The organism is Streptomyces griseoflavus (genome assembly GCF_014649995.1).
Taxonomy (GTDB): Bacteria; Actinomycetota; Actinomycetes; order Streptomycetales; family Streptomycetaceae; genus Streptomyces; species Streptomyces griseoflavus.
In genome coordinates this window covers 153,276-173,281 of the sequence record NZ_BMUC01000012.1, presented here as the reverse complement: position 1 = coordinate 173,281, position 20,006 = coordinate 153,276, and the positions used below count along the sequence as shown (strand labels likewise).

The window sequence follows — 20,006 nt, the reverse complement described above, 5'->3', positions numbered from 1 at the left end:
CAGGAGGCTGGGGGGCGGCAGGGGTCCTGGGGTTCAGGTGCGCGAGCCCGTCATGGCGAGGGAGTGCAGGAACCGCATCAGGGTCATCAGGACGTCCCGGCTGGAGGCCCGGCGGCGCACGTCGCACTCCACGATGGGGACGCGCTCGGACAGGTCGAGGGCGGACCGCAGGTCGGCGATGGGGTAACGCGGTCCGTCCGGGAAGGAGTTGACGGCGACGACGAACGGCACGCCGCGTTCCTCCAGGCGCCCCATGACGTCGAAGCTGACTTCGAGGCGACGGGTGTCGACCAGGACGACCGCGCCGAGTGCCCCCTCGAACAGCCCGTTCCACAGGAACCAGAACCGCTCCTGGCCCGGGGTGCCGAACAGGTACAGCACCAGCTGGTCCGTGATCTTGATGCGGCCGAAGTCCATGGCCACGGTGGTGGCCGTCTTGGACGCCGAGCCGAAGTCGTCGTCGACCCCGATGCCGGCCTGCGTCATGGTCTCCTCGGTGGTCAGCGGTTTGATCTCGCTGACCGAGCCGACCATGGTCGTCTTGCCGACCCCGAAACCGCCCACGACGACGATCTTCACCGCGGCTTCGGCCGTGTGCGGCAACCGGTCCTCGGCCCGGGGTCCGGGGACGGTCTCAGAGCCTTTGAAGTCCATGCATCACCGCTTCGAGAAGGGAACGGTCGGGCAGCGCCTCGCGGACGGCAGAGGAGCGCGCCTGGACCAGTTCCGCCGTCAGCATCTCGGTGAGCAGCACGGTCACCACGCCGAACGGCAGGCTGAGGTAGGCCGACAGTTCGGCCACGGACAGGGGGGCGGCGCAGAGCCGGAGCAGCGCCGCCTGCTCGGGGGTGGCGGAGGGCGGAGGGTCCGGGGAGCGGGCGACGATCAGCGTCACCAGGTCGATGTCCGCCCGCTCGCCGTCCGGACCGGCGACCACGTACAGCCGCTCGGGGTTGCCGCCCGCTCCCTGCTTCCCGGCCGGTGCGGCCGGACGGGGAGGCGGGCCGTCCTGGGGGGTGCGCCTGTGGCGTCGCGGAGGAGTCATACGGTCTGCCCGTCGCGTCGCGGCGGACTGGTGAGATGGGCGCCGATGCGGACGACGAGGTCGCGCATCATGCCGCCCATCCGGCCGGGTTCGCACGTCATGTCGGACAGCACCGCGAGATAGGCGTTGGCGCCGGCCGCCATGAGGTAGAAGTAGCCCTCGTCGATCTCGATGAGCACCATCTTCATCTCGCCGTCGCCGTGCGGGAGTTCCTGTGCGACGGCCCCGGCGAGGCTCTGTACGCCCGCACAGGCCGCGGCGACCCGGTCGGCGGCGTCGGGCTCACCGCCGTAGCGGGCGATGCGCAGGCCGTCGGCGGAGAGCACCACGATCATCTCGACGCCCGGTACGCCGTCGGCGAGCTCCTTGAGCATCCAGTCGAAGTTGGCCCGTTGCTGGATCACTTGAGGTCCCCCTCGTCGTCGGCCTCGGTGCGGGCCGGTTCGTTGATGAGATGCAGGTAGGCGGTCGGGTTGCGGGTGAAGTCGGTGGGGTGGACGCCCGGGTCGAGGTCCTTCTTCAGGCCCTCCCAGAAGGCGTCGACCCACAGCCCGGGCTCGCGGTCGTCGCGCTTCCTCTTCTCGGGCTCGGGAGTGGCCCAGATGTCGTGGTACTCCTCACCCCGCTCCCTGGCCTCCCGCTTCGCCCGTTCGACGGCGGCCTGCTCGGCGTACCGCTGGGCGAGCGGGGTCTTCACCCGGCTGCGGCGCTGCGGCAGTCCGCCCGCGGTCCACTCGGTGACCTCGGGGACGTCGTCCTCCAGCGGGACCGTGGCGGGGATGCGGGGGCTGGTGGGACGGCGCCTCTTGGGGGCGCGCTCCGGGCCGGGGAGGGCGTCGACGGGACGGGGCACGGCGGTCGCCCCGATACCGTGGGCGAGCCCCACACCCGGCTCGTCGGTGATCATCTCGCTCGGCACGACGAGGACGGCGCGGACCCCGCCGTAGGCGGAGGCACGCAGTGAGACCTGCATGTTGAACGCGGTGCAGAGCCGGCCGACGACGGCGAGGCCGAGACGCGGGTTGCCGCCGATCTCCTGGAGGTCGACGCCCCGCTGGGCCTGTTCCAGGATGCTCTCGATCCGGGCCCTGGCCTGCTCGTCGAGGCTGACTCCGGCGTCCTCGATCTCGATGGCGACGCCGGTCTGCACCTCGGTGGCGGTGACGCTGACCTTGGAGGTCGGGGGCGAGTAGCGGGTGGCGTTGTCGAGGAGTTCGGCGGCGGCGTGGATGACCGGCTCGACGTGGATGCCCTTGATGTTGATCTTGGCGATCGACTTCAGGTCGATGCGGCGGTATTCGAGGATGCGGGACATCGCGCCGCGCAGCACGCTGTAGAGCGCGACGGGCTGGGGCCACTGGCGTCCGGGCCGGCCGCCGCCGAGGACGGAGATGGAGTCGGCGAGCCGGCCGATCAGCGCGGTGCCGTGGTCGATGCGCAGCAGGTCGTCGAAGACCTCGGGGTTGCGGCCGTGGTCCTCCTCCATCTCGCGCAGTTCCTTGGCCTGCTGGTGCACGATCGCCTGGACGCGGCGGGCGATGCTGACGAAGGAGCGCTGGGAGGAGTCGCGCAGCTTCTCCTCGTCGTCGATGATCCTCAGCATCGCCCTGAGCAGCACGATCTGGTACTTCGGGAGGTCGCGCCAGGCCGGGTCGAGCCCGGGCAGGGCGCGGATCACCTCGTCGGGGTCGTTGCCGCCGTGCAGGTGGTCGAGGGCCGCGGGGACGACCCGCTCGGTGAAGTACTGCGTCTCCGTGTCGTGGGCGGCGATCCGCGCCTCCAGATACGCACGGTGACGCCCGTACTCCGCCCGGGCCTCCCGCAGCACGCGGCCGCGGCGTACCGCCTCCGCCGTGGCGGCGGTCACCAGCAGGGTCGCCACGGCGCCGCACACACCGACAGCGGTCCGGGCGGGCTCCGTCACCAGGGCGACGGCGGCTCCGGTCGCCGCGGCCATCACTATGGCCGGCAGCAACAGCACGCGTGCGTAGGGAAGTTGATCACTCGCCATGTGAGCCCTCTGAAGCGAATCGACTGATGACCGGGGAACGTGCACATAGGGGAACAAGCGCACGAATTCACCTCAACTCGGTGCGCTGCGGGCGAGCTTAGTCCGGCGGGATCATCGCGATGTCATATTCGGCAAGTGCCGGAATCGGCCTCTGGGGCAGGAGTACGCTCAGGACATTTGCACGCTCGGCATCTTTTCGAACACCCTGTGTCACGACGCTCGGGCGTGCGAAGAGCGCTCACCGTCACGGGTGAGGAAGGCTCCGCGGCCATCCGATCCTGCCCGCCGGCCGGGCCGATGACGCGCCACCGCGAGGGCGCGCGGAACGCACGAGCCCGGCGCGCACGGGGCGCACCGGGCTTCGGGCGGGGGGCGCCGGGCTTCGCACCGGCGCCGGTGCGGTCAGCCCACCGAGGAGTAGGCGACCACGCCGCGCAGCAGTCCGTCGACCGCCTTGCGCGCGTTCTTGGCGACCGTGGATCCCTCGAAGGCCGGAGCGGCGGCGGAGATCTGGCCGAGCACGTCGATGACCTGCTTGCACCAGCGCACGAAGTCACCGGCCGGCATCTCCGCCTCGCGCAGCACCTCGTCCAGTCCCTTGCCCGAGGCCCACATGTAGGCGGCCCAGGCGAAGCCGAGGTCGGGCTCACGCTGGCCCACGCCCTCGGTCTGGCTGATCCGGAAGTCCTCCTCCAGGGCGTCCAGCCGGCCCCAGATGCGGACCATCTCACCGAGCGCCGCCTTGGCCCTGCCCGAGGGCAGCTTGGGCGCCATCGCGTCGTCGGCCACCCGGGCCTCGAACACCAACGCCGACACGCACGCGGCGAGTTCGGCGGGGGCGAGCCCCTCCCAGACTCCCTCGCGCAGGCATTCACTGGCCAGCAGGTCGAGTTCGCCGTACAGCCGGGCCAGCCGCCTGCCGTGCTCGGTGACCTCGTCGCCGCGCAGGTAGTCCATCTCGCTCAGCAGTGCCACGATCCGGTCGAAGGTACGGGCGATGGTGTTCGTCCGGCCCTCGATACGGCGCTCCAGCTGCGAGGTGTCGCGCATCAGCCGGTGGTAGCGCTCGGCCCAGCGGGCGTGGTCCTCACGGTCCTGGCAGCCGTGGCACGGGTGCGCCCGCAGTTCCTTGCGCAGCCGCGCGATCTCCCGGTCGTCGGCCGCCTGGGACCGCTGCTTGCGGTGCCGCTCCGGAGCGATGTGCCCGGCCTTGGTGCGCAGCGCCGAGGCGAGGTCCCGGCGGGACTGCGGCGAACGGGCGTTGAAGGACTTCGGGATCCGCATCCGCTCCAGCGCCTGGACCGGCACCGGGAAGTCGATCGACGCCAGCCGCTTGACCTGCCGCTCGGCGGTCAGCACCAGCGGGCGCGGACCGTCGTGGTACTCCACACCGCGGTGCCCGCCCGAACGCCCCGCGGGCAGCCCGGGATCGAGCACCAGCGCCAGCCCCGCGTACTTGCCGGTGGGTACGTGGATGACGTCACCGGGCTTGAGCTTCTCCAGCGCCACGGCGGCCTCCGCGCGGCGCTGCGAGGCGCCCTGCCGGGCCAGTTCGGTCTCCCGGTCCTTCAACTCGCGGCGCAGTCGCGCGTACTCGTCGAAGTCACCGAGGTGGCAGGTCATGGAGGCCTTGTAACCCTCGAGTCCCTCCTCGTTGCGCTGCACCTGGCGCGAGATGCCGACGACCGACTTGTCCGCCTGGAACTGCGCGAAGGACGTCTCGAGCAGTTCGCGCGAGCGGTGCCGGCCGAACTGCTCGACCAGGTTGACCGCCATGTTGTACGACGGCCTGAAGCTGGACCGCAGCGGATAGGTACGCGTACCGGCAAGTCCCGCCAGGTGCTCCGGATTCATGCCGCGCTGCCACAGCACCACCGCGTGGCCCTCGACGTCGATGCCGCGCCGGCCGGCCCGGCCGGTGAGCTGGGTGTACTCGCCGGGGGTGATGTCGGCGTGCTGCTCGCCGTTCCACTTGACGAGCTTCTCCAGCACCACCGAGCGCGCGGGCATGTTGATGCCGAGGGCGAGGGTCTCGGTGGCGAAGACGGCCTTCACCAGGCCGCGGACGAACAGTTCCTCGACGACCTCCTTGAACGTCGGCAGCATGCCCGCGTGATGGGCCGCGATGCCGCGCTCCAGCCCTTCCAGCCACTCGTAGTAGCCCAGGACGTGCAGGTCCTCGGCCGGGATGGAGGAGGTGCGCTCCTCGACCAGGGAGCGGACCTTCGCCCGCGCCTCCTCGTCGTTGAGCCGCAGCCCGGCGTACAGGCACTGCTGGACGGCGGCCTCGCAGGCGGCGCGGCTGAAGATGAAGGTGATGGCGGGCAGCAGGCCCTCGGAATCGAGCCGTTCGATGACTTCCGGCCGGCTCGGTGTCCACACGCGTGAGCGCTGTCTGCGCTCCCGCTCCCGGTCGGCCTCGCGCATGGCGCCCCGCCCGCGCCGGCGGTCCCCGAAGGACGGGCGGCTCGCCTCCAGGCGCGCCATCCGCGTCAGGTCGGGGTTCACGGCCTTCTTGCGGCCCTCGCCCTCCTCGAACAGGTCGTAGATCCGGCGCCCGGCGAGGACGTGCTGGAACAGGGGGACGGGCCGGTGCTCGGAGACGATCACCTGGGTGTCCCCGCGGACGGTGTCCAGCCAGTCGCCGAACTCCTCCGCGTTCGACACGGTCGCCGACAGGGAGACCAGGGTCACCGACTCGGGGAGGTGGATGATCACTTCCTCCCAGACGGCGCCGCGGAACCGGTCGGAGAGGTAGTGCACCTCGTCCATCACCACGTAGCCGAGGCCGAGGAGGGTCTGTGACCCGGCGTACAGCATGTTCCGCAGCACCTCGGTGGTCATCACGACCACCGGGGCTTCGGAGTTGACACTGTTGTCGCCGGTGAGCAGGCCCACCTTGTCCGTGCCGTAGCGGCGGCACAGGTCGGCGTACTTCTGGTTCGACAGCGCCTTGATGGGCGTGGTGTAGAAGCACTTCTTGCCCTGCTGGAGGGCGAGGTGGACGGCGAACTCGCCCACGATCGTCTTGCCGGAGCCGGTGGGCGCGGCGACCAGCACGCCCTTGCCCGTCTCGAGCGCCTGGCAGGCCTCGATCTGGAAGGGGTCGAGGCCGAAGTCGTACATCTCGCGGAAGGACGCGAGCGCCGTGGCCTGCTCGGCAGCGCGCCTGCGTGCTGCCGCGTACCGCTCGGCCGGTGAGAGATCCTCTGTCATCGTGCTTTCGAGCGTACCGGGCCGCACCGACAACAGGACGATCATTACCGCGAACCCTCCCCGCGGGCGGCGGGGACCGGCCGGATCAGGGTCCGACGACCCGCAGGGCGCCCGGTACGCAGCACGCCGTCAGCGGCAGGGGCCCCACGGGCTCCCCGTCCGCGTACCCGGTGACCCCCTCGGCGGCCAGCTCGACGCTCGCGGCGCGCAGCACGGTGACCGCGGGGTGGCCGACGTGCGTGCCCCCGTAGACCCTCGGAAACACCCGCAGCAGTGTGGCGCGGCTGCACCGGCCGACCACCGTGACGTCGAGCAGCCCGTCGGTGAGGTCCGCGCCGGGGCATATCCGCATGCCGCCGCCGTACGACGGCCCGTTGCCGACGGCCACCAGGGTCGCCTCGACCTCGCGGACCTCGCCGCCGTCGAGGGTGATGCGGTACGGCAGCGGGCGGAAGGCGGCCAGCTCGGCGACCATGGCGACGTCGTACTTCAGGCGTCCGAGCGGCAGCCGCATCCGGTTGCCGCGGTCGTTGACCCGGGAGTCGAAGCCGGAGGCGAGCACGGCGCCGAACCAGTGGCCGCCGATCCGGCCGAGGTCGATGTCGCGGACCCGGCCGCACCTGAGGGCGTCGGCGATCATCCGGCCGGCCGCCGCCGGTTCCCGCAGCGGCATGCCGAGCGCGCGGGCGAAGTCATTGCCGGTTCCGGCGGCGACCAGTCCGAACGGGGTGCCGGTGCCGACGACGGCCTGGAGGGCGAGGTTCGCCATCCCGTCGCCCCCCACGGCGATCAGGGCGCCGGTGCCCTCGTCGATGGCGGCGCGGGCCCGGGCCAGGGCGTCCCGCGGGTCGTCGCCGACGACGGTCCGTACCGAGAAGCCGGCGTCCCGGAGTGCGGAAGCGGCCGGCAGCGCCGCGCGGGCGCCCCGGCCGCGACCCGCGGTGGGGTTGACGAAGAGGGTGATCTCGCTGGTCACGGGAGTGACCCTATGAGCTGCGAGCCGGTCCTCAGGTCACGTCGTCATAACCGTTGACCCGGTCCTTGGTCGTCTGCTCGGGGAGCGCGGCCACGGGTTCCACCGGGTCGATGGACTCGGGCGTCAGGTCCAGCTCGGACGCCTCGTCGTCGGCCGGGCCCAGGGCCTCGATGCGGCGCTTGCGGCGGTCGTTGAGCAGGGCGAAGCCGACCGCCGCGAAGTACAGGAGCCAGATGGGTCCGGCGAGCGCGATCATCGTCAGCGGGTCGGTGGACGGCGTGGCGATGGCCGCGAACAGCGTGATGCCCATGATCATGGCGCGCCACCAGCCGAGCATCCGCTTGCCGCTCAGCGCCCCGGTGAGGTTGAGCATGATCAGCAGCAGCGGCAGCTCGAAGGAGAGACCGAAGACGACCACCATGCGGGTGACGAGGTCGAGCAGGTCGTCCAGCGGCAGCAGGTTGTCGACGTTGCCGGGCGTGAAGTCGATGAGCACCTTGGCCGTGGTCGGCAGCACCCGGTAGGCGAAGTAGGCGCCGCCGAGGAAGAGCGGGAAGCCGGTGGCGACGAACGCGTAGGCGTACTTCTTCTCGTGCCGGTGCAGGCCGGGGGCGACGAAGGCCCACAGCTGGTACAGCCAGACCGGCGCGGCGAACACGATGCCGGCCATCAGGGAGACCTTCAGGGCCAGCGTGAACGGGGTGAGCAGGCCGTTGATCGTGATCATCGCGCACGGCTGCGTCTCGTCCCGCGTCGAGCGGGACAGTTCCTCGAAGGACTGGCCGCACCCGACGGACTTGAGCACCGGGTCGGTGAAGAAGTTGATGATGTCGTTGTAGAAGAAGGCTGCGACGACCGTCACCAGGACGATGGCCAGCAGGGCCTTCGCGAGCCGGTTGCGGAGCTCACGAAGGTGCTCCGCGAGGGGCATCCGCCCCTCCGGGTCCTTCTCCTGCTTGCGGGCAGACTTGAGCAACCCACGTTCCCATCTCGTGCGGCGGGCCGGTGGTCACCGGCCCTGCGTCAGCGCTTGGTCGTGTCCGTCGGCTCCGCCACCGGGCGGGAGCTGGTCACGTCGCCAGGGGCGGCCTGGATGGTGCGCTGCGCCGAGGGCTCCTCGCCGGGGGCCGGCGGGTCGGCGGGGGCGGAGGACTTGTCCTCCTTCATCGCCTTGGCCTCGCTCTTGAGGATGCGGGCCGACTTGCCGAGCGACCGCGCCATGTCCGGCAGCTTCTTCGCGCCGAACAACAGGATGACGACGACGAGGATGAGAATGATCTCGGGAGCGCCGATCTTGCCACCGAACATAAGTCTTTACCTTCTCACCGAGGCTGCGGGGGTGCTGACCGACCGGCCGGACAGGCGTCCGAACGATCGTGCTGACAGCGATCGTAACGCTCAGGGGTGAACGCGGGGCAATCCCCGTGCGTACTCCGGTCCGCGGTCCGGGCCTCGTTCTCCGGTCCGCGCTCAGCAGCGTACCTGCCGCGCCCCGTGGCTCGACAGGCCGCGGCGGCCCCGGAGGACGCCACGTCCTCCCCGTGGCCGCCCCCCGGCCGCCCTTCTGCGGGCGGGTCGGCGGACGCTCCGGTTCATGAGGGCGCACCCTCACGCGAGGCCGGTAGCGGGGGGGGTGCGGGGGCGACGATGCCTCGGCGAGTCCCGTCGGCCGACCGGCCGATCGGGGCACCCGCCGGGCAGCGGGTCGCAGGTCACACGCCTGCGCCGGGCGCCGGACCGCTCACAGCGCCTCGGCGGACCGTGCCGCTCCGTCCGCCGCCCGCTCCAGTTCCTCCGCCGCCCTGCTGATCCGACGAGCCGAGTCCGCGACCTGTCTGCCCAGCCGCTCCGCCTCGACGAACACCCGGACGGCGAGCACCCCGAGCACCACCAGCCCCAGGAACCCCACAGCGATCGCGAACATCGGCCAGAACATGAGGCGAGCCTAGACGGTCGAGTGCAGCCGCAGCGTCCGCACCCCGCCCCCGGTCAGCAGCTCCACGATCCGCTCACCCGCCGGCTTGCGCACGGCGACCCCGCAGCGCGGGCAGGTGAACGAGTAGAAGGTGGTGCGGCTGCTCGCCCCGATGGCCAGCCGCAGGGCGCTCGCGGCGAGTTCGAAACGCTCCCGGCAGTCGGGGCAGCCCGCGCGGAACATCACCGGGGCCACGCTCCTCATCCCGGCGAACGCGGACGCCGCCGTCATGCCCCGCGTCCCAGGGGTCGCCGACTCGCTCAACGTCCTCGCTCCTGACTGTCGTCCTGCCCGTCCCGCACCGCCGGCCGCGGGCCGCTCATCCGGCCGCCCCGGCCCCGTCGTACGCCGCCAGCGCCTCGCGTGCCGCCTGCCGGGCGCTCTCCGCCAGCCCGGAGGGCTCCACGATGCGGCCGTCGCGGCCGAGCCGCAGCGCCAGCCGTCTGAGCGAGGCGGGATCGGGTGTGCGCAGGGTGATACGCAACCCGCCGTCGGGAAGCTCATCGGCGCTGTCGTGCGGGTAGTACTCGGCGACCCAGCGACCTCCCGGGGCGACCTCGACCACCACCTCCGGGTCCTCGGCCGCGGGCTGCACCAGCCCTTCCGACAGGTCGCGCAGTTCGACCTCGGGCGGCGCGGACGGCTCGTCCAGGATCCTGATCTCGGCGACCCGGTCCAGCCGGAACGTGCGGCGGGCCTCGGAACGGCGGCACCACGCCTCGACGTAGGTGTGGCCCACGCTGACCAGGCGGATGGGGTCGATCTCCCGCTCGGTGACCTCGTCGCGCGCGGGCGAGTAGTAGCGGATCCACAGTCGGCGGCGCTCGGCGATGGCCCGGTCGACGTCCGCGAAGACACCGCCCTCGGACTCGAAGGTCACCGACAGCCGGGAGCTGGCGCCCGCCGCCTCACCGGCCGCCGTCTCGACCTTGGCGGTGGCGCGGAGCAGTGCCTGCCGGTCGCTCTCGCGCAGCCCGGGCAGCGTGGCCACCGCGCGGGCGGCGACCAGCAGGGCGGTCGCCTCGTCGGCGGCGAGCCGCAGCGGCTCGGCGGCCTCCGCGCCGAGGGCGGCCGGGTTGTGCCACCAGATGCGCTCGCCGTCGGTGTCGATGTCGAGCAGGTCGCCGCCGCGGAAGCTGGTGCCGCACATGGGCAGCACGTCGAGGTCGGAGACCAGCTCGTCCTCGGTGATGCCGAACGCGCGCGCCACGTCCTCGATCCGGGCGCCGGGGCGCTCGCGCAGATACGTCACCAGGGACAGCATCCGCCGGGTCTGGTCGATGGCGTTCACGGGCCTGACCGGTTTGCCTGCCACGTTCTTGTCCGCTCCCCCTCAGCCCTTGGCCACGGCGCGCAGCCGGTCCACCACGTCGGCCCGCAGCTCGGCGGGCTCCAGGACCACCACGTCGGGGCCGAACTCCACCAGCCAGGCGTCCAGCCCGTGCCCGTACGGAATCTCCAACTCGTCCCAGCCGTCGCCGAGTTCCCGCACCGTCGTGGCCTTCGCCCGAAGGGGGTAGCCGGCGTCGGAGCGCAGCCGGATGCGGGCCGAGCGGTCGGCGGTCTCGCCGGCCCAGCTCGCCACGGTCTCGCGCACGGTGACGACGTCCGGCACCGGGACGGTGAAGCGGCCGCCGCGCGAGCGCACCTTGCCGGTGATCCTGGAGAGCCGGAAGACCCGCTCGGCACCCCGGTCGCGGTCCCAGCCGGCCAGGTACCAGTGGCCGCGCCAGCACTCCAGCGCCCACGGTTCGACATGACGCTGCCCGGGCTGGGCGGCGTTGGCCTTGCGGTAGTCGAAGACGACCGGGCGGCGGTCGCGGCAGGCCAGCATCAGCGGCTCGAACGCGGCCTCGTGCACGGGGATGCGCGGCTCCAGCGCGCCGTGGGCGCCGTAGGGGTCCACGTCCTCGGGGAGGCCGGCCGCGCGCAGCTTCTGCAGGGCCCCGCTGGCCGCTCCGGCGAGCCGGGCCTGCTGCCACACCTTGGCCGCGAGCCCGAGGGCGGCGGCCTCCTCGGCGTCGAGGGTGATGGGCGGGAGCCGGTTGCTGTCGCGTCGGGCCAGGTAGCCGGTCTCGCCGTCGAGGTTCTCGACGGTCTCGATGACCAGTCCGAGTTCGCGCAGGTCGTCCTTGTCGCGCTCGAACATGCGGTTGAAGGAGTCGTCGGACCCGGCCTCCAGATAGGCCTCGATGGACTCGCGCAGCTCACGCTTGCTGAGGGGCCGCCGGGTCCCGAGCAGACACAGCGCCAGGTTCATCAGCCGCTCGGCCTTGGCAATGGCCATCGACGCGCTTCGCCTCCCTTTGGTGCTTACGAGCGATGACCGTACCGCCCCGCGGTGGCGGGGTAAAAGCCGAGGGCCCATGCCCGGACAGGCATGGGCCCTGGACGATCGACTCCGGTCGGATCAGACGCCGAGCAGGTCGACCACGAAGATCAGGGTCTCACCGGGCTTGATCGCCGGGGTGGGGCTCTGGTTGCCGTAGGCGAGGTGGGCGGGGATGGTCAGCTGGCGACGGCCACCGACCTTCATGCCCTGCACGCCCTGGTCCCAGCCCTTGATGACCCGGCCGCCGCCCAGCGGGAAGCGGAAGGGGGTGCCGCGGTTCCAGCTGGCGTCGAACTCCTCGCCCGTGCTGAAGGCCACGCCGACGTAGTGCACGGTGACGGTCTGGCCGGCCTGCGCCACCTCGCCGTCGCCCTCCCAGATGTCCTTGATCTCGAGGTCCGCCGGGGGCTCGCCGCCCGGGAAGTCGATCTCGGGCTTGTCGATGCTCACGTCTAAGGCTCCTGCTTGTCTGCGGAAAGGCGAACACGCACAGTCTTACATCCCCGGGGCGTCACAGCTTCGCGAGGATGTCGACCGAGAAGACCAGCGTGGAGTCCTTCTTGATGGGGCTGCCCTGCGGCGGATTGTCGCCGTAGCCCAGGTCCGGCGGGATGACGATGAGGACCCGGCTGCCGACCTTCTTCCCGGTGAGCCCCTGCGCCCAGCCCTTGACGACCTGCTGGAGCGAGAACGACGTCAGCTGTCCCCGGGCGTACGTGGAGTCGAACTCCTCGCCGCCGTCCCACAGGACGCCCTTGTACTGCACGAGGACGCTGTTGTCGGCGCCGACCTCCTCGCCGTCGCCCTCCAGGACGTAGCTGGAGACGAGCTTCGCCGGCGGGTCCGTGTCGGGCACCTCGATGGAGGGCGCCTTGCCGTCGGTGTTGGTGCCGACCTTGGGCAGGTCCTTGTTGTCCTGCGCCACCTCGCTGCCCTGGGCGGAGCTCTTGGCGTTGAACGTCTCCTTGACGTCGACCACGAACACCAGCGTGTCGGTGCCCTTGATGCCCGCCTGCTCGTTGCCCTGCTCGCCGTAGCCCCAGGTGGGCGGGACGGCCATCTCGACGCGGCTGCCGGTCTTCTTGCCGGTGAGCGCGTAGCGCCAGCCGTCGATGATGCTTCCCTGGGCGAGCTGGATGGCCAGCGGGGTCCCCCGGTCGTACGAGTTGTCGAACACCTTGGCGGTGCTCCACACCTGGCCGAGGTAGTCGGCGACGACGAAGTCGTTCTCGGCGATCGTCTTGCCGCCGCCCGCGATGACCGTCTTGACCGCGAGGTCCTTGGAGGGGTCGCCGCTGCCCTTGGCGACCGTCGGCTTCTCACCGAACTTCGTACCCGCCGTGATCGCCGGCAGCGGACCGTCGACGATCTTCGGCGGCGGCGCCGCGGACGTCTCGGGGGCCGAGGGCGACGCGCTGTCGCCGGCATTGCCCGCGTCGGACTTGTCGTCGCCGCACGCGGCGAGGGTGGCCAGTCCAGCGGGAACGGCAATGAGGAGTGAGCGTCGGCGCACGGTGGGGGCCTCGTAATCATCGATCTAGGTGGTTGGCGTCCGCGCAACTCTACGGCGTGAGAAGGGCGCCGCACGGTGTAACGTACGGCGCCCGTGTGACGTTCCGGGAATTTTGCGATCCTCTCGGATCCCCCCGGAGAACGCCCTTTGCTCACATTCCGGCGATCAGCTTCTCCACCCGCTCGTCCACCGAACGGAACGGGTCCTTGCACAACACGGTGCGCTGTGCCTGGTCGTTGAGCTTCAGGTGCACCCAGTCCACGGTGAAGTCGCGGCGCTGTTCCTGGGCGCGCCGGATGAAGTCGCCCCGCAGCCGGGCCCGAGTGGTCTGCGGCGGTACGGACTTCCCCTCGAAGATCTTCAAATCGTTGCAGATCCGGGCGGCTTGTCCCTTCTTCTCCAGCAGGTAGTACAGACCGCGACGTCGGTGGATGTCGTGGTAGGCGAGGTCTATCTGCGCGACCCGCGGGTGCGACATGGTCATGTTGTGCTTGGCCCGGTACCGCTCCAGGAGCTTGTACTTCATGACCCAGTCGATCTCGGTGCCGATGCGGTCGAGGTCCTCGGACTCGATGGAGTCCAGCGTCCGGCCCCACAGTTCCAGCACCTGCTCCACGGTGCCGGTGCGGATGCCGCGGCGCTCGACGAAGTCCACCGCCTTCTCGTAGTACTCGCGCTGCACCTCCAGCGCGGAGGCCTCCCGGCCGCTGGCCAGGCGCACCTTGCGGCGCCCGGTGATGTCGTGGCTGACCTCGCGGATCGCCCGGATCGGGTTCTCCAGGGTGAGGTCACGCATGACCGTGCCCGCCTCGATCATGCGCAGCACCAGGTCGGTGGCGCCGACCTTGAGCAGCATGGTCGTCTCGGACATGTTCGAGTCGCCGACGATGACGTGCAGCCGGCGGTAGCGCTCGGCGTCCGCGTGCGGCTCGTCGCGCGTGTTGATGATCGGCCGGGAGCGCGTCGTCGCCGAGGAGACGCCCTCCCAGATGTGCTCGGCCCGCTGGCTGACGCAGTACACGGCGCCGCGCGGTGTCTGCAGCACCTTGCCCGCGCCGCACAGCAACTGCCTGGTCACCAGGAAGGGGATGAGGATGTCCGCGAGCCGCGAGAACTCCCCGTGCCGGGCCACCAGGTAATTCTCGTGACAGCCGTAGGAGTTGCCGGCGGAATCGGTGTTGTTCTTGAAGAGGTAGACGTCGCCCGCGATTCCTTCCTCGTGCAGGCGTCGTTCGGCGTCCACCAGGAGTCCTTCGAGAATGCGCTCGCCGGCCTTGTCGTGGGTGACCAGTTCGGTCACGTTGTCACACTCCGGCGTCGCGTATTCCGGATGTGACCCCACGTCGAGATAGAGGCGGGCGCCGTTCCGCAGGAAGACGTTGCTGCTTCGGCCCCATGACACGACACGGCGGAAGAGGTACCGCGCCACCTCGTCAGGCGACAGGCGGCGCTGTCCCCTGAACGTGCACGTGACGCCGTACTCGTTCTCCAGCCCGAAAATGCGGCGGTCCATGAGGGAACATTACGCCCGATCCCCCGAGCTGAAACGAGGTTCGACAGCACGATTTGGATCATTTTCCGAACGGGCCGCAACTACCGCTCTCCCGGCGGGAGCTGCCAATACCCGTCCTGTGGCGACCAAAACCAGCAGCGACACGCCGCCCGCGACACCCGGCACGGCGAATCCCCACAGCGCGCCGCCCGCCTCGACGACCGGACCGGTCAGGCCCGTTCCGAGCGACGCGCCGACGGTGAAGGTGGTCACCAGCCAGGAGAACGCCTCGGTGACGGTCCCGCGCGGGGCGTGCCGGTCCACCAGCACGAACGCACAGGCGATGGCCGGCGCCAGGAAGAGCCCGGCGACCACGGCGAGCACGGTCATGGCCACCGCGTCCGGCATCAGCATCAGCGGCAGGTAACACACCGCGAGGAGGGCCACGATCACCCGCAGCCGCCGGGCGGGCTCACCGGCCCACTGCCGCGCCCCGTAGGCCACGCCGCCGATCAGGGCTCCCAGGCCGATCCCCGCCATCAGCCAGCCGTACACCCGGTCGCCGCCGTGCGCGTCCGCGTACGTCATGGCGGCCACGGTGATGGAACCGAGCGCCATGCCCACGGCCAGGAACGCGCCGAGCAGCGCGAGCAGGCCGGGCGAGCGCAGCGCGCCCAGCCAGTGCGCCTCGCGCGGCGCCGACCGCCAGGCACGCGAGGGCGGTGACACGACGACGGAGAGGGCGCCCAGTACCCCGAGGGCGTTCAGCACCAGCAGCGCGGCCCCGGCGGACCACAGCGAGGCGCACAGGGTCACGAGCAGCGGCCCGACGGTGAACATCACCTCCTGGGCCACGGCGTCCATGGCGTACGCCCGGTGGACGTGGTCCTCCTTGGGCAGCACGGAGGACCACAGCGCCCGCAGCCCGCCCTCCAGGGGCGGCGTGAAGAGCCCCGCCGCGGCGACCGCGGCGTAGGCCGGGGCCGGCTGCCCGATCCCCGCGAAGGCGAACAGGGCCATCGCGAGCGCCGAGAGCACGGCGGCGGGCAGCTGCACCCGCGGCTGCCCCCGCAGGTCCACCAGTCTCCCCAGCACCGGCTGCCCGACGGCGTTGGCGACGCCGTACACCGCCGCCAGGGCGCCGGCCGTGCTGTAGGTGCCGCCCTCCGCGCGCACGAACAGCACGATCGCGACGGGTGCGGTGGCGTTCGGAAGCCGCCCCACGAGCGTGCCGACGAGCAGCCGGGCGGCGTGCCGTGCCCGGAGCAGCTCCAGGTATCCCGTGGCCATGCGCCCCTCCCACTGGACGTTTTACGTATAACCTCGGTGTCCATACGTACCATGTCGGCTGTTCACCAGTCCAGACGAAGGAGCGGCCCGACCATGCCCCGAGCCGGTACCCGCCCCACGAGCCGGGACGTCGCGCGGGCCGCCGGCGTCTCCCAGGCCGCGGTCTCCCTGGTCCTCGGCGACAAGTGGCGCGGCCGGGTCTCGGAAGCGACGGCGGAACGCGTGCGCGAGGCCGCGCGCACGCTGGGCTACCGGCCGAACCTGGCCGCCCGCAATCTCCGGCTGGGCCGCACCCGTACGGTCCTGCTGGTGGTGCCCGCGCTCACCACGGAGTTCTTCGCGGGCGTCTACACCGGGGCCGCCCGGGTCGCCTCCCAGCACGGTTTCGGCGTGGTCCTGTACCCCTCCCCCGAGGGCATCGGCCCCGCCCGTGACCCCTTCGCCTCCGCCCAGGCGGCCCTGGACGGCGTGATCGCCTCCTCGATGGCCGCGGAGGCCCTGACGGCGATCCGCGGCGACCAGCTGCCGCTGGTGATGCTGGACAGCGATCCGGAGGGCAGCGTGGGCGCGGCCACGGTCAACCTGGACATCGCCGGAGGTGTCCGCCAGGTCACGGACCACCTGCTCGGCCTCGGCCACCGCCACTTCCTGCATCTGGCGGCGGACGTGCCGTCCTGGACCTTCGAGGTGCGCGCGCGGGAGCTGTCGGCGCGGTTGCGGGAGGTCCCGGGCACGTCGTTGCGTACGGCGCGTTCAGCGATCTCGATCAAGGGCGCGGTGGCCGCGGCGGAGGCCGCGCTGGCGTTCCGCGACCGGCCGACGGCGGTGGTCTGCGACGACGACCAGCTGGCGGCGGGGGTGTACAAGGCGGCGCGGCGGCTGGGGGTGCGGGTGCCGGACGACCTGTCGGTCACGGGGGTGGACGATCTGGCGGTGGCGACGGCGATCGACCCGGAGCTGACGACTGTCCGGCTGGACGCGGAGCTGTTCGGGGAGCGGGGCATGGGGGCGCTGCTGGCGGTCCTGGAGGGCCGCGCGCCCCTGGCCGACGACATCCCCGTCGACCTGGTGGTACGCGGCTCCACCGCACCGGTGCGGGGCGCGTCGGTGTAGGTGCGCTGAGCAGCCCGCACTCCCTGCGGGACGCCTGCCGGCGGTGCGGCGCCAGGGTGGCTGTACAGCAGGGCGGGCGCCCTGCGTGGGTGCGGGCCGAGGGCGTTCGCGCAGCCCGGCGGCCAACGGGGTGCCGTCGCGCCCACCCTCCCCCACCGCCCCAGCGGCACTACTACCCGCGAAGAGCGGATGAGGCCAAGGCACGACAGCGCGCGGGCCGGGGGGGGCGGAGCCAGGGCTGATCGCGCACGGCGAGCGGTGGAAGGCCGACTGCCCGCGGACAAGGGACGGCGGGTGTGGACGTAGTCGCCGGCGGCGGGGAGGGGACGGGGCGGGGGTGGCCGCCCGCAGCGGCTGGCGCGTCCGCACCCTTGCGCCTGTCAGGCGACACTTTCGCGCCAGTCCGAGGACGGACACCCCCGACCCGGCCCCGCACCACCCACCCACCGCAGGCGCTACGCCCGCCCCCACCCAACGGAAAGCGGCGCCGCAGGCATCCACCCACCGCGCCGCAGACCACCCATCGCGCCGCGCCCCGGGCAACCCGCAGGGCTACGACCCGAACCGGAACTACTCCACGTCCCCCCCGGAGTCGGTGGCCTCGGTCTCCGCCTCGGTCTCCGCCTCCGCCTCCGCCGCCGTCTCCGCGCCGCCGGCTTCCAGCAGCCGCGCCAGCTGCCGGCCGCCGATCCGCTTGAACTTCCGCTGCTGCGGCCGCGTACGGTCCAGCACCGCCACCTCGAGCCGCTCCGCCGGGATCTCCCGCTCACTGCCGTTGGTGTCCCGCGACAGCGACTGCACCGCCAGCCTCAGGGCCTCCGCCAGCGTCATCCCGTCCCGGTGCCGCTGGTCCAGGTACCCGCTGATCTGCTCCGCGTTGCCGCCCACCGCCACCGAGCCGTGCTCGTCCACGATGGACCCGTCGTGCGGCAGCCGGTAGATCTGGTCCTGTTCCGGGGTCTCTCCGACCTCGGCCACCACCAGCTCCACCTCGTACGGCTTCTCCCCCACGCTCGAGAAGATCGTCCCCAGTGTCTGGGCGTACACGTTCGCCAGGCCCCGGGCGGTCACGTCGTCCCGGTCGTAGGTGTATCCCCGCAGGTCGGCGTAGCGCACGCCCCCGATCCGCAGGTTCTCGTACTCGTTGTACTTACCGGCCGCGGCGAACCCGATCCGGTCGTAGATCTCGCTGAACTTGTGCAGCGCGCGGGACGGGTTCTCGCCGACGAACACGATGCCGTCGGCGTACTGCAGCACAACCAGGCTGCGACCACGGGCGATGCCTTTGCGGGCGTACTCCGCCCGGTCGGCCATCGCCTGCTGAGGTGAGACATAGAACGGCGTCGACACCGGTTATCCGTCCCTTTCGTTCGAAGTCACTGGACCACCCTGAACAAGCGAGCCACCCGCTACAGCAGCGAGGCCCGCGGCCCGTCCGGCTGCTGCAGCCGCCGCTCCAGCACGGACCGGGCGATGTCGGACGCCTCGTCCTCGGTGAGCCTGCGGAAGCCGTCGTCGGTGATCACGGTGATGATCGGATAGATCCGGCGGGCGACATCGGGACCGCCGGTCGCCGAGTCGTCGTCTGCCGCGTCGTACAGGGCCTGTACCACCAGTGTGGTGGCTTCGGCCTCACTCAGGTCGCCCCGGAACAGCTTCTTCATCGCGCCGCGCGCGAACACCGAACCGGATCCGGTGGCGGCGTACCCCTGCTCCTCGGACCGTCCGCCGGTGACGTCGTAGGAGAAGATCCGCCCCTTCTCCCGGTCCACGTCGTACCCCGCGAACAGCGGAACCACGGCCAGTCCCTGCATGGCCATGCCGAGGTTCGAGCGGATCATCGTCGACAGCCGGTTCGCCTTGCCCTCCAGCGACAGCTGCGCTCCCTCGACCTTCTCGAAGTGCTCCAGCTCCAGCTGGAACAGCTTCACCATCTCCACGGCCAGCCCCGCCGTGCCGGCGATACCGACCGCCGAGTACTCGTCGGCGGGGAACACCTTCTCGATGTCCCGCTGCGCGATGACGTTCCCCATGGTGGCCCGCCGGTCACCGGCGAGCACGACCCCCCCGGGGAAGGTGACGGCGACGATCGTCGTGCCGTGCGGCGCCTCGATCACACCCTGCACGGGCGGCAGCGACCTCTTCCCCGGCAGCATGTCCGGCTGGTGCTCGGAGAGGAAGTCCATGAAGGAGGAAGAGCCTGGCGTCAGGAAGGCTGCCGGTAGACGCCCGGTGCTACGAGTGTTGGCTTCCACGCGATTCCTTCCACGTATGCGGCAGCCCGCCTATGGCATCGGGCCGATCCTTGAACTGCCCCGGCGCCGCGTCGCGGCTGGAGCACAGTACGTCACGGACACTACCCGTCTCATGACGGTGATCCACATGTGCGGCGGACGCCGCCGGACATACCGGGAGCCGGCGCCCCTCGGGCGCCTCCCCCGCGGGGCGTACTCTCCGCCCCAAGGCCCGCTGACACGCCCGGAGACCGCGCGACGCGCGGTCCCGGCAGTGCGGCCGCGGTCCGTCCAGGCGCGACCGCCGGCGGGCGAAGGCTGCGCGCGGCTTGTCCTCGCCGCACCGCGCGCAGCGCTTCAGATCCTCTCTCGACGCCAACTCCGAAGCCCCCCAACCTTCGATTCGAAGGCTACTCGCCGCTACTCGCCGCCCTTTTGCACGAAAGAGCGCACGAAGTCCTCGGCGTTCGCCTCCAGGACGTCGTCGATCTCGTCGAGGACGTCGTCCACGTCCTCGCTCAGCTGTTCCTGACGCTCCTTGAGGTCCTCCGAAGCCTGCGTCTCCGCCGCCTGCTCCTCGACCTCCTCCGTGGACCGGGTGGCCTTCTGCTGTCCGCCGCCGGTGTCCTTGGTCGCCATCACCCTCACCCCGCTCGGTTCGCCCGACACACTTGCTCGGTCAAGATCAGACCCTACAAGCCGGGTCCGACAATGCCCCCGCAGTTGCTCCAACGTACGGGGACCACCTCGATGATTCCCGGACCGGGCGCTTTCCACCCCGTCCGGCCGGGTCCTCCCGGGTGTCCTCG

21 protein-coding genes are annotated in these 20,006 nt (G+C 71.4%); 1 reads left to right on the top strand and 20 read right to left on the bottom strand.

Features of this window, described 5'->3' with window-relative positions; all coding sequences use genetic code 11:
• Window positions 1-33: 33 nt before the first annotated feature.
• The 16 genes from IE172_RS24335 to IE172_RS24260 all read right to left on the bottom strand — a co-directional run bounded on the left by IE172_RS24335 (window position 34) and on the right by IE172_RS24260 (window position 15,850).
• Window positions 34-654: a GTP-binding protein gene (locus IE172_RS24335; protein ID WP_190099440.1), complete on the bottom strand. Its 621-nt coding sequence runs from the start codon at window positions 652-654 to the stop codon at window positions 34-36.
• Window positions 635-1,045 (bottom strand): DUF742 domain-containing protein, encoded by a 411-nt coding sequence (locus IE172_RS24330; protein ID WP_190099439.1) that lies wholly within the window; start codon window positions 1,043-1,045, stop codon window positions 635-637. Before IE172_RS24330 ends, IE172_RS24335 begins: the two co-directional genes overlap by 20 nt.
• A complete protein-coding gene (locus IE172_RS24325) occupies window positions 1,042-1,449 on the bottom strand; it encodes a roadblock/LC7 domain-containing protein (RefSeq protein ID WP_190099438.1) in 408 nt (135 codons plus the stop codon). The genes IE172_RS24330 and IE172_RS24325 overlap by 4 nt, the downstream gene beginning before the upstream one ends.
• The gene (locus tag IE172_RS24320; RefSeq protein ID WP_190099437.1) at window positions 1,446-3,056 is read right to left on the bottom strand and encodes a sensor histidine kinase; all 1,611 of its coding nucleotides are present in this window, start codon (window positions 3,054-3,056) and stop codon (window positions 1,446-1,448) included. The genes IE172_RS24325 and IE172_RS24320 overlap by 4 nt, the downstream gene beginning before the upstream one ends.
• Before the next feature lie 402 nt (window positions 3,057-3,458).
• A complete protein-coding gene (locus tag IE172_RS24315; protein ID WP_190099436.1) occupies window positions 3,459-6,317 on the bottom strand; it encodes a DEAD/DEAH box helicase in 2,859 nt (952 codons plus the stop codon).
• A gap of 40 nt (window positions 6,318-6,357) precedes the next feature.
• On the bottom strand, window positions 6,358-7,248 hold the full coding sequence (locus IE172_RS24310) for a diacylglycerol kinase (RefSeq protein WP_190099435.1): 891 nt from the start codon (window positions 7,246-7,248) through the stop codon (window positions 6,358-6,360).
• A gap of 31 nt (window positions 7,249-7,279) precedes the next feature.
• Complete coding sequence (gene tatC, locus IE172_RS24305) at window positions 7,280-8,224, bottom strand: twin-arginine translocase subunit TatC (RefSeq protein ID WP_190099434.1); 945 nt, start codon at window positions 8,222-8,224, stop codon at window positions 7,280-7,282.
• A 47-nt stretch (window positions 8,225-8,271) separates the two neighbouring features.
• The gene (gene tatA / locus IE172_RS24300) at window positions 8,272-8,556 is read right to left on the bottom strand and encodes a Sec-independent protein translocase subunit TatA (protein WP_190099433.1); all 285 of its coding nucleotides are present in this window, start codon (window positions 8,554-8,556) and stop codon (window positions 8,272-8,274) included.
• 433 nt (window positions 8,557-8,989) lie between these two features.
• Complete coding sequence (locus tag IE172_RS24295; protein WP_189560428.1) at window positions 8,990-9,184, bottom strand: hypothetical protein; 195 nt, start codon at window positions 9,182-9,184, stop codon at window positions 8,990-8,992.
• A 9-nt stretch (window positions 9,185-9,193) separates the two neighbouring features.
• On the bottom strand, window positions 9,194-9,454 hold the full coding sequence (locus tag IE172_RS24290; RefSeq protein WP_190099432.1) for a hypothetical protein: 261 nt from the start codon (window positions 9,452-9,454) through the stop codon (window positions 9,194-9,196).
• A gap of 88 nt (window positions 9,455-9,542) precedes the next feature.
• Window positions 9,543-10,538 (bottom strand): helix-turn-helix transcriptional regulator, encoded by a 996-nt coding sequence (locus IE172_RS24285; RefSeq protein ID WP_190099431.1) that lies wholly within the window; start codon window positions 10,536-10,538, stop codon window positions 9,543-9,545.
• A gap of 18 nt (window positions 10,539-10,556) precedes the next feature.
• Window positions 10,557-11,510 (bottom strand): helix-turn-helix transcriptional regulator, encoded by a 954-nt coding sequence (locus IE172_RS24280; RefSeq protein ID WP_190099430.1) that lies wholly within the window; start codon window positions 11,508-11,510, stop codon window positions 10,557-10,559.
• 123 nt (window positions 11,511-11,633) lie between these two features.
• Complete coding sequence (locus tag IE172_RS24275) at window positions 11,634-12,005, bottom strand: FKBP-type peptidyl-prolyl cis-trans isomerase (RefSeq protein ID WP_030835713.1); 372 nt, start codon at window positions 12,003-12,005, stop codon at window positions 11,634-11,636.
• 61 nt (window positions 12,006-12,066) lie between these two features.
• Window positions 12,067-13,068: an FKBP-type peptidyl-prolyl cis-trans isomerase gene (locus IE172_RS24270; RefSeq protein WP_190099429.1), complete on the bottom strand. Its 1,002-nt coding sequence runs from the start codon at window positions 13,066-13,068 to the stop codon at window positions 12,067-12,069.
• A gap of 151 nt (window positions 13,069-13,219) precedes the next feature.
• Window positions 13,220-14,581, bottom strand: a complete 1,362-nt coding sequence (gene pafA / locus IE172_RS24265) for a Pup--protein ligase (RefSeq protein WP_189560433.1) — start codon at window positions 14,579-14,581, stop codon at window positions 13,220-13,222.
• A gap of 9 nt (window positions 14,582-14,590) precedes the next feature.
• On the bottom strand, window positions 14,591-15,850 hold the full coding sequence (locus tag IE172_RS24260; protein WP_190099428.1) for an MFS transporter: 1,260 nt from the start codon (window positions 15,848-15,850) through the stop codon (window positions 14,591-14,593).
• Between the two features lie 93 nt (window positions 15,851-15,943).
• Here IE172_RS24260 and IE172_RS24255 point away from each other — a divergent pair, with 93 nt between their 5' ends.
• Window positions 15,944-16,963 (top strand): LacI family DNA-binding transcriptional regulator, encoded by a 1,020-nt coding sequence (locus IE172_RS24255; RefSeq protein WP_190099427.1) that lies wholly within the window; start codon window positions 15,944-15,946, stop codon window positions 16,961-16,963.
• A 570-nt stretch (window positions 16,964-17,533) separates the two neighbouring features.
• Here the strand turns inward: IE172_RS24255 and prcA are convergent.
• The 4 genes from prcA to IE172_RS24235 all read right to left on the bottom strand — a co-directional run bounded on the left by prcA (window position 17,534) and on the right by IE172_RS24235 (window position 19,836).
• Window positions 17,534-18,313 (bottom strand): proteasome subunit alpha, encoded by a 780-nt coding sequence (prcA, locus tag IE172_RS24250; RefSeq protein WP_190099426.1) that lies wholly within the window; start codon window positions 18,311-18,313, stop codon window positions 17,534-17,536.
• A gap of 59 nt (window positions 18,314-18,372) precedes the next feature.
• Complete coding sequence (prcB, locus tag IE172_RS24245) at window positions 18,373-19,218, bottom strand: proteasome subunit beta (RefSeq protein WP_190099425.1); 846 nt, start codon at window positions 19,216-19,218, stop codon at window positions 18,373-18,375.
• Window positions 19,199-19,345, bottom strand: coding sequence for an endonuclease domain-containing protein (locus tag IE172_RS34710; protein ID WP_229886317.1), 147 nt, complete (start codon window positions 19,343-19,345; stop codon window positions 19,199-19,201). The genes prcB and IE172_RS34710 overlap by 20 nt, the downstream gene beginning before the upstream one ends.
• Window positions 19,346-19,617: 272 nt before the next feature.
• Window positions 19,618-19,836, bottom strand: coding sequence for a ubiquitin-like protein Pup (locus IE172_RS24235; RefSeq protein WP_190099424.1), 219 nt, complete (start codon window positions 19,834-19,836; stop codon window positions 19,618-19,620).
• Between the last annotated feature and the right edge of the window lie 170 nt (window positions 19,837-20,006).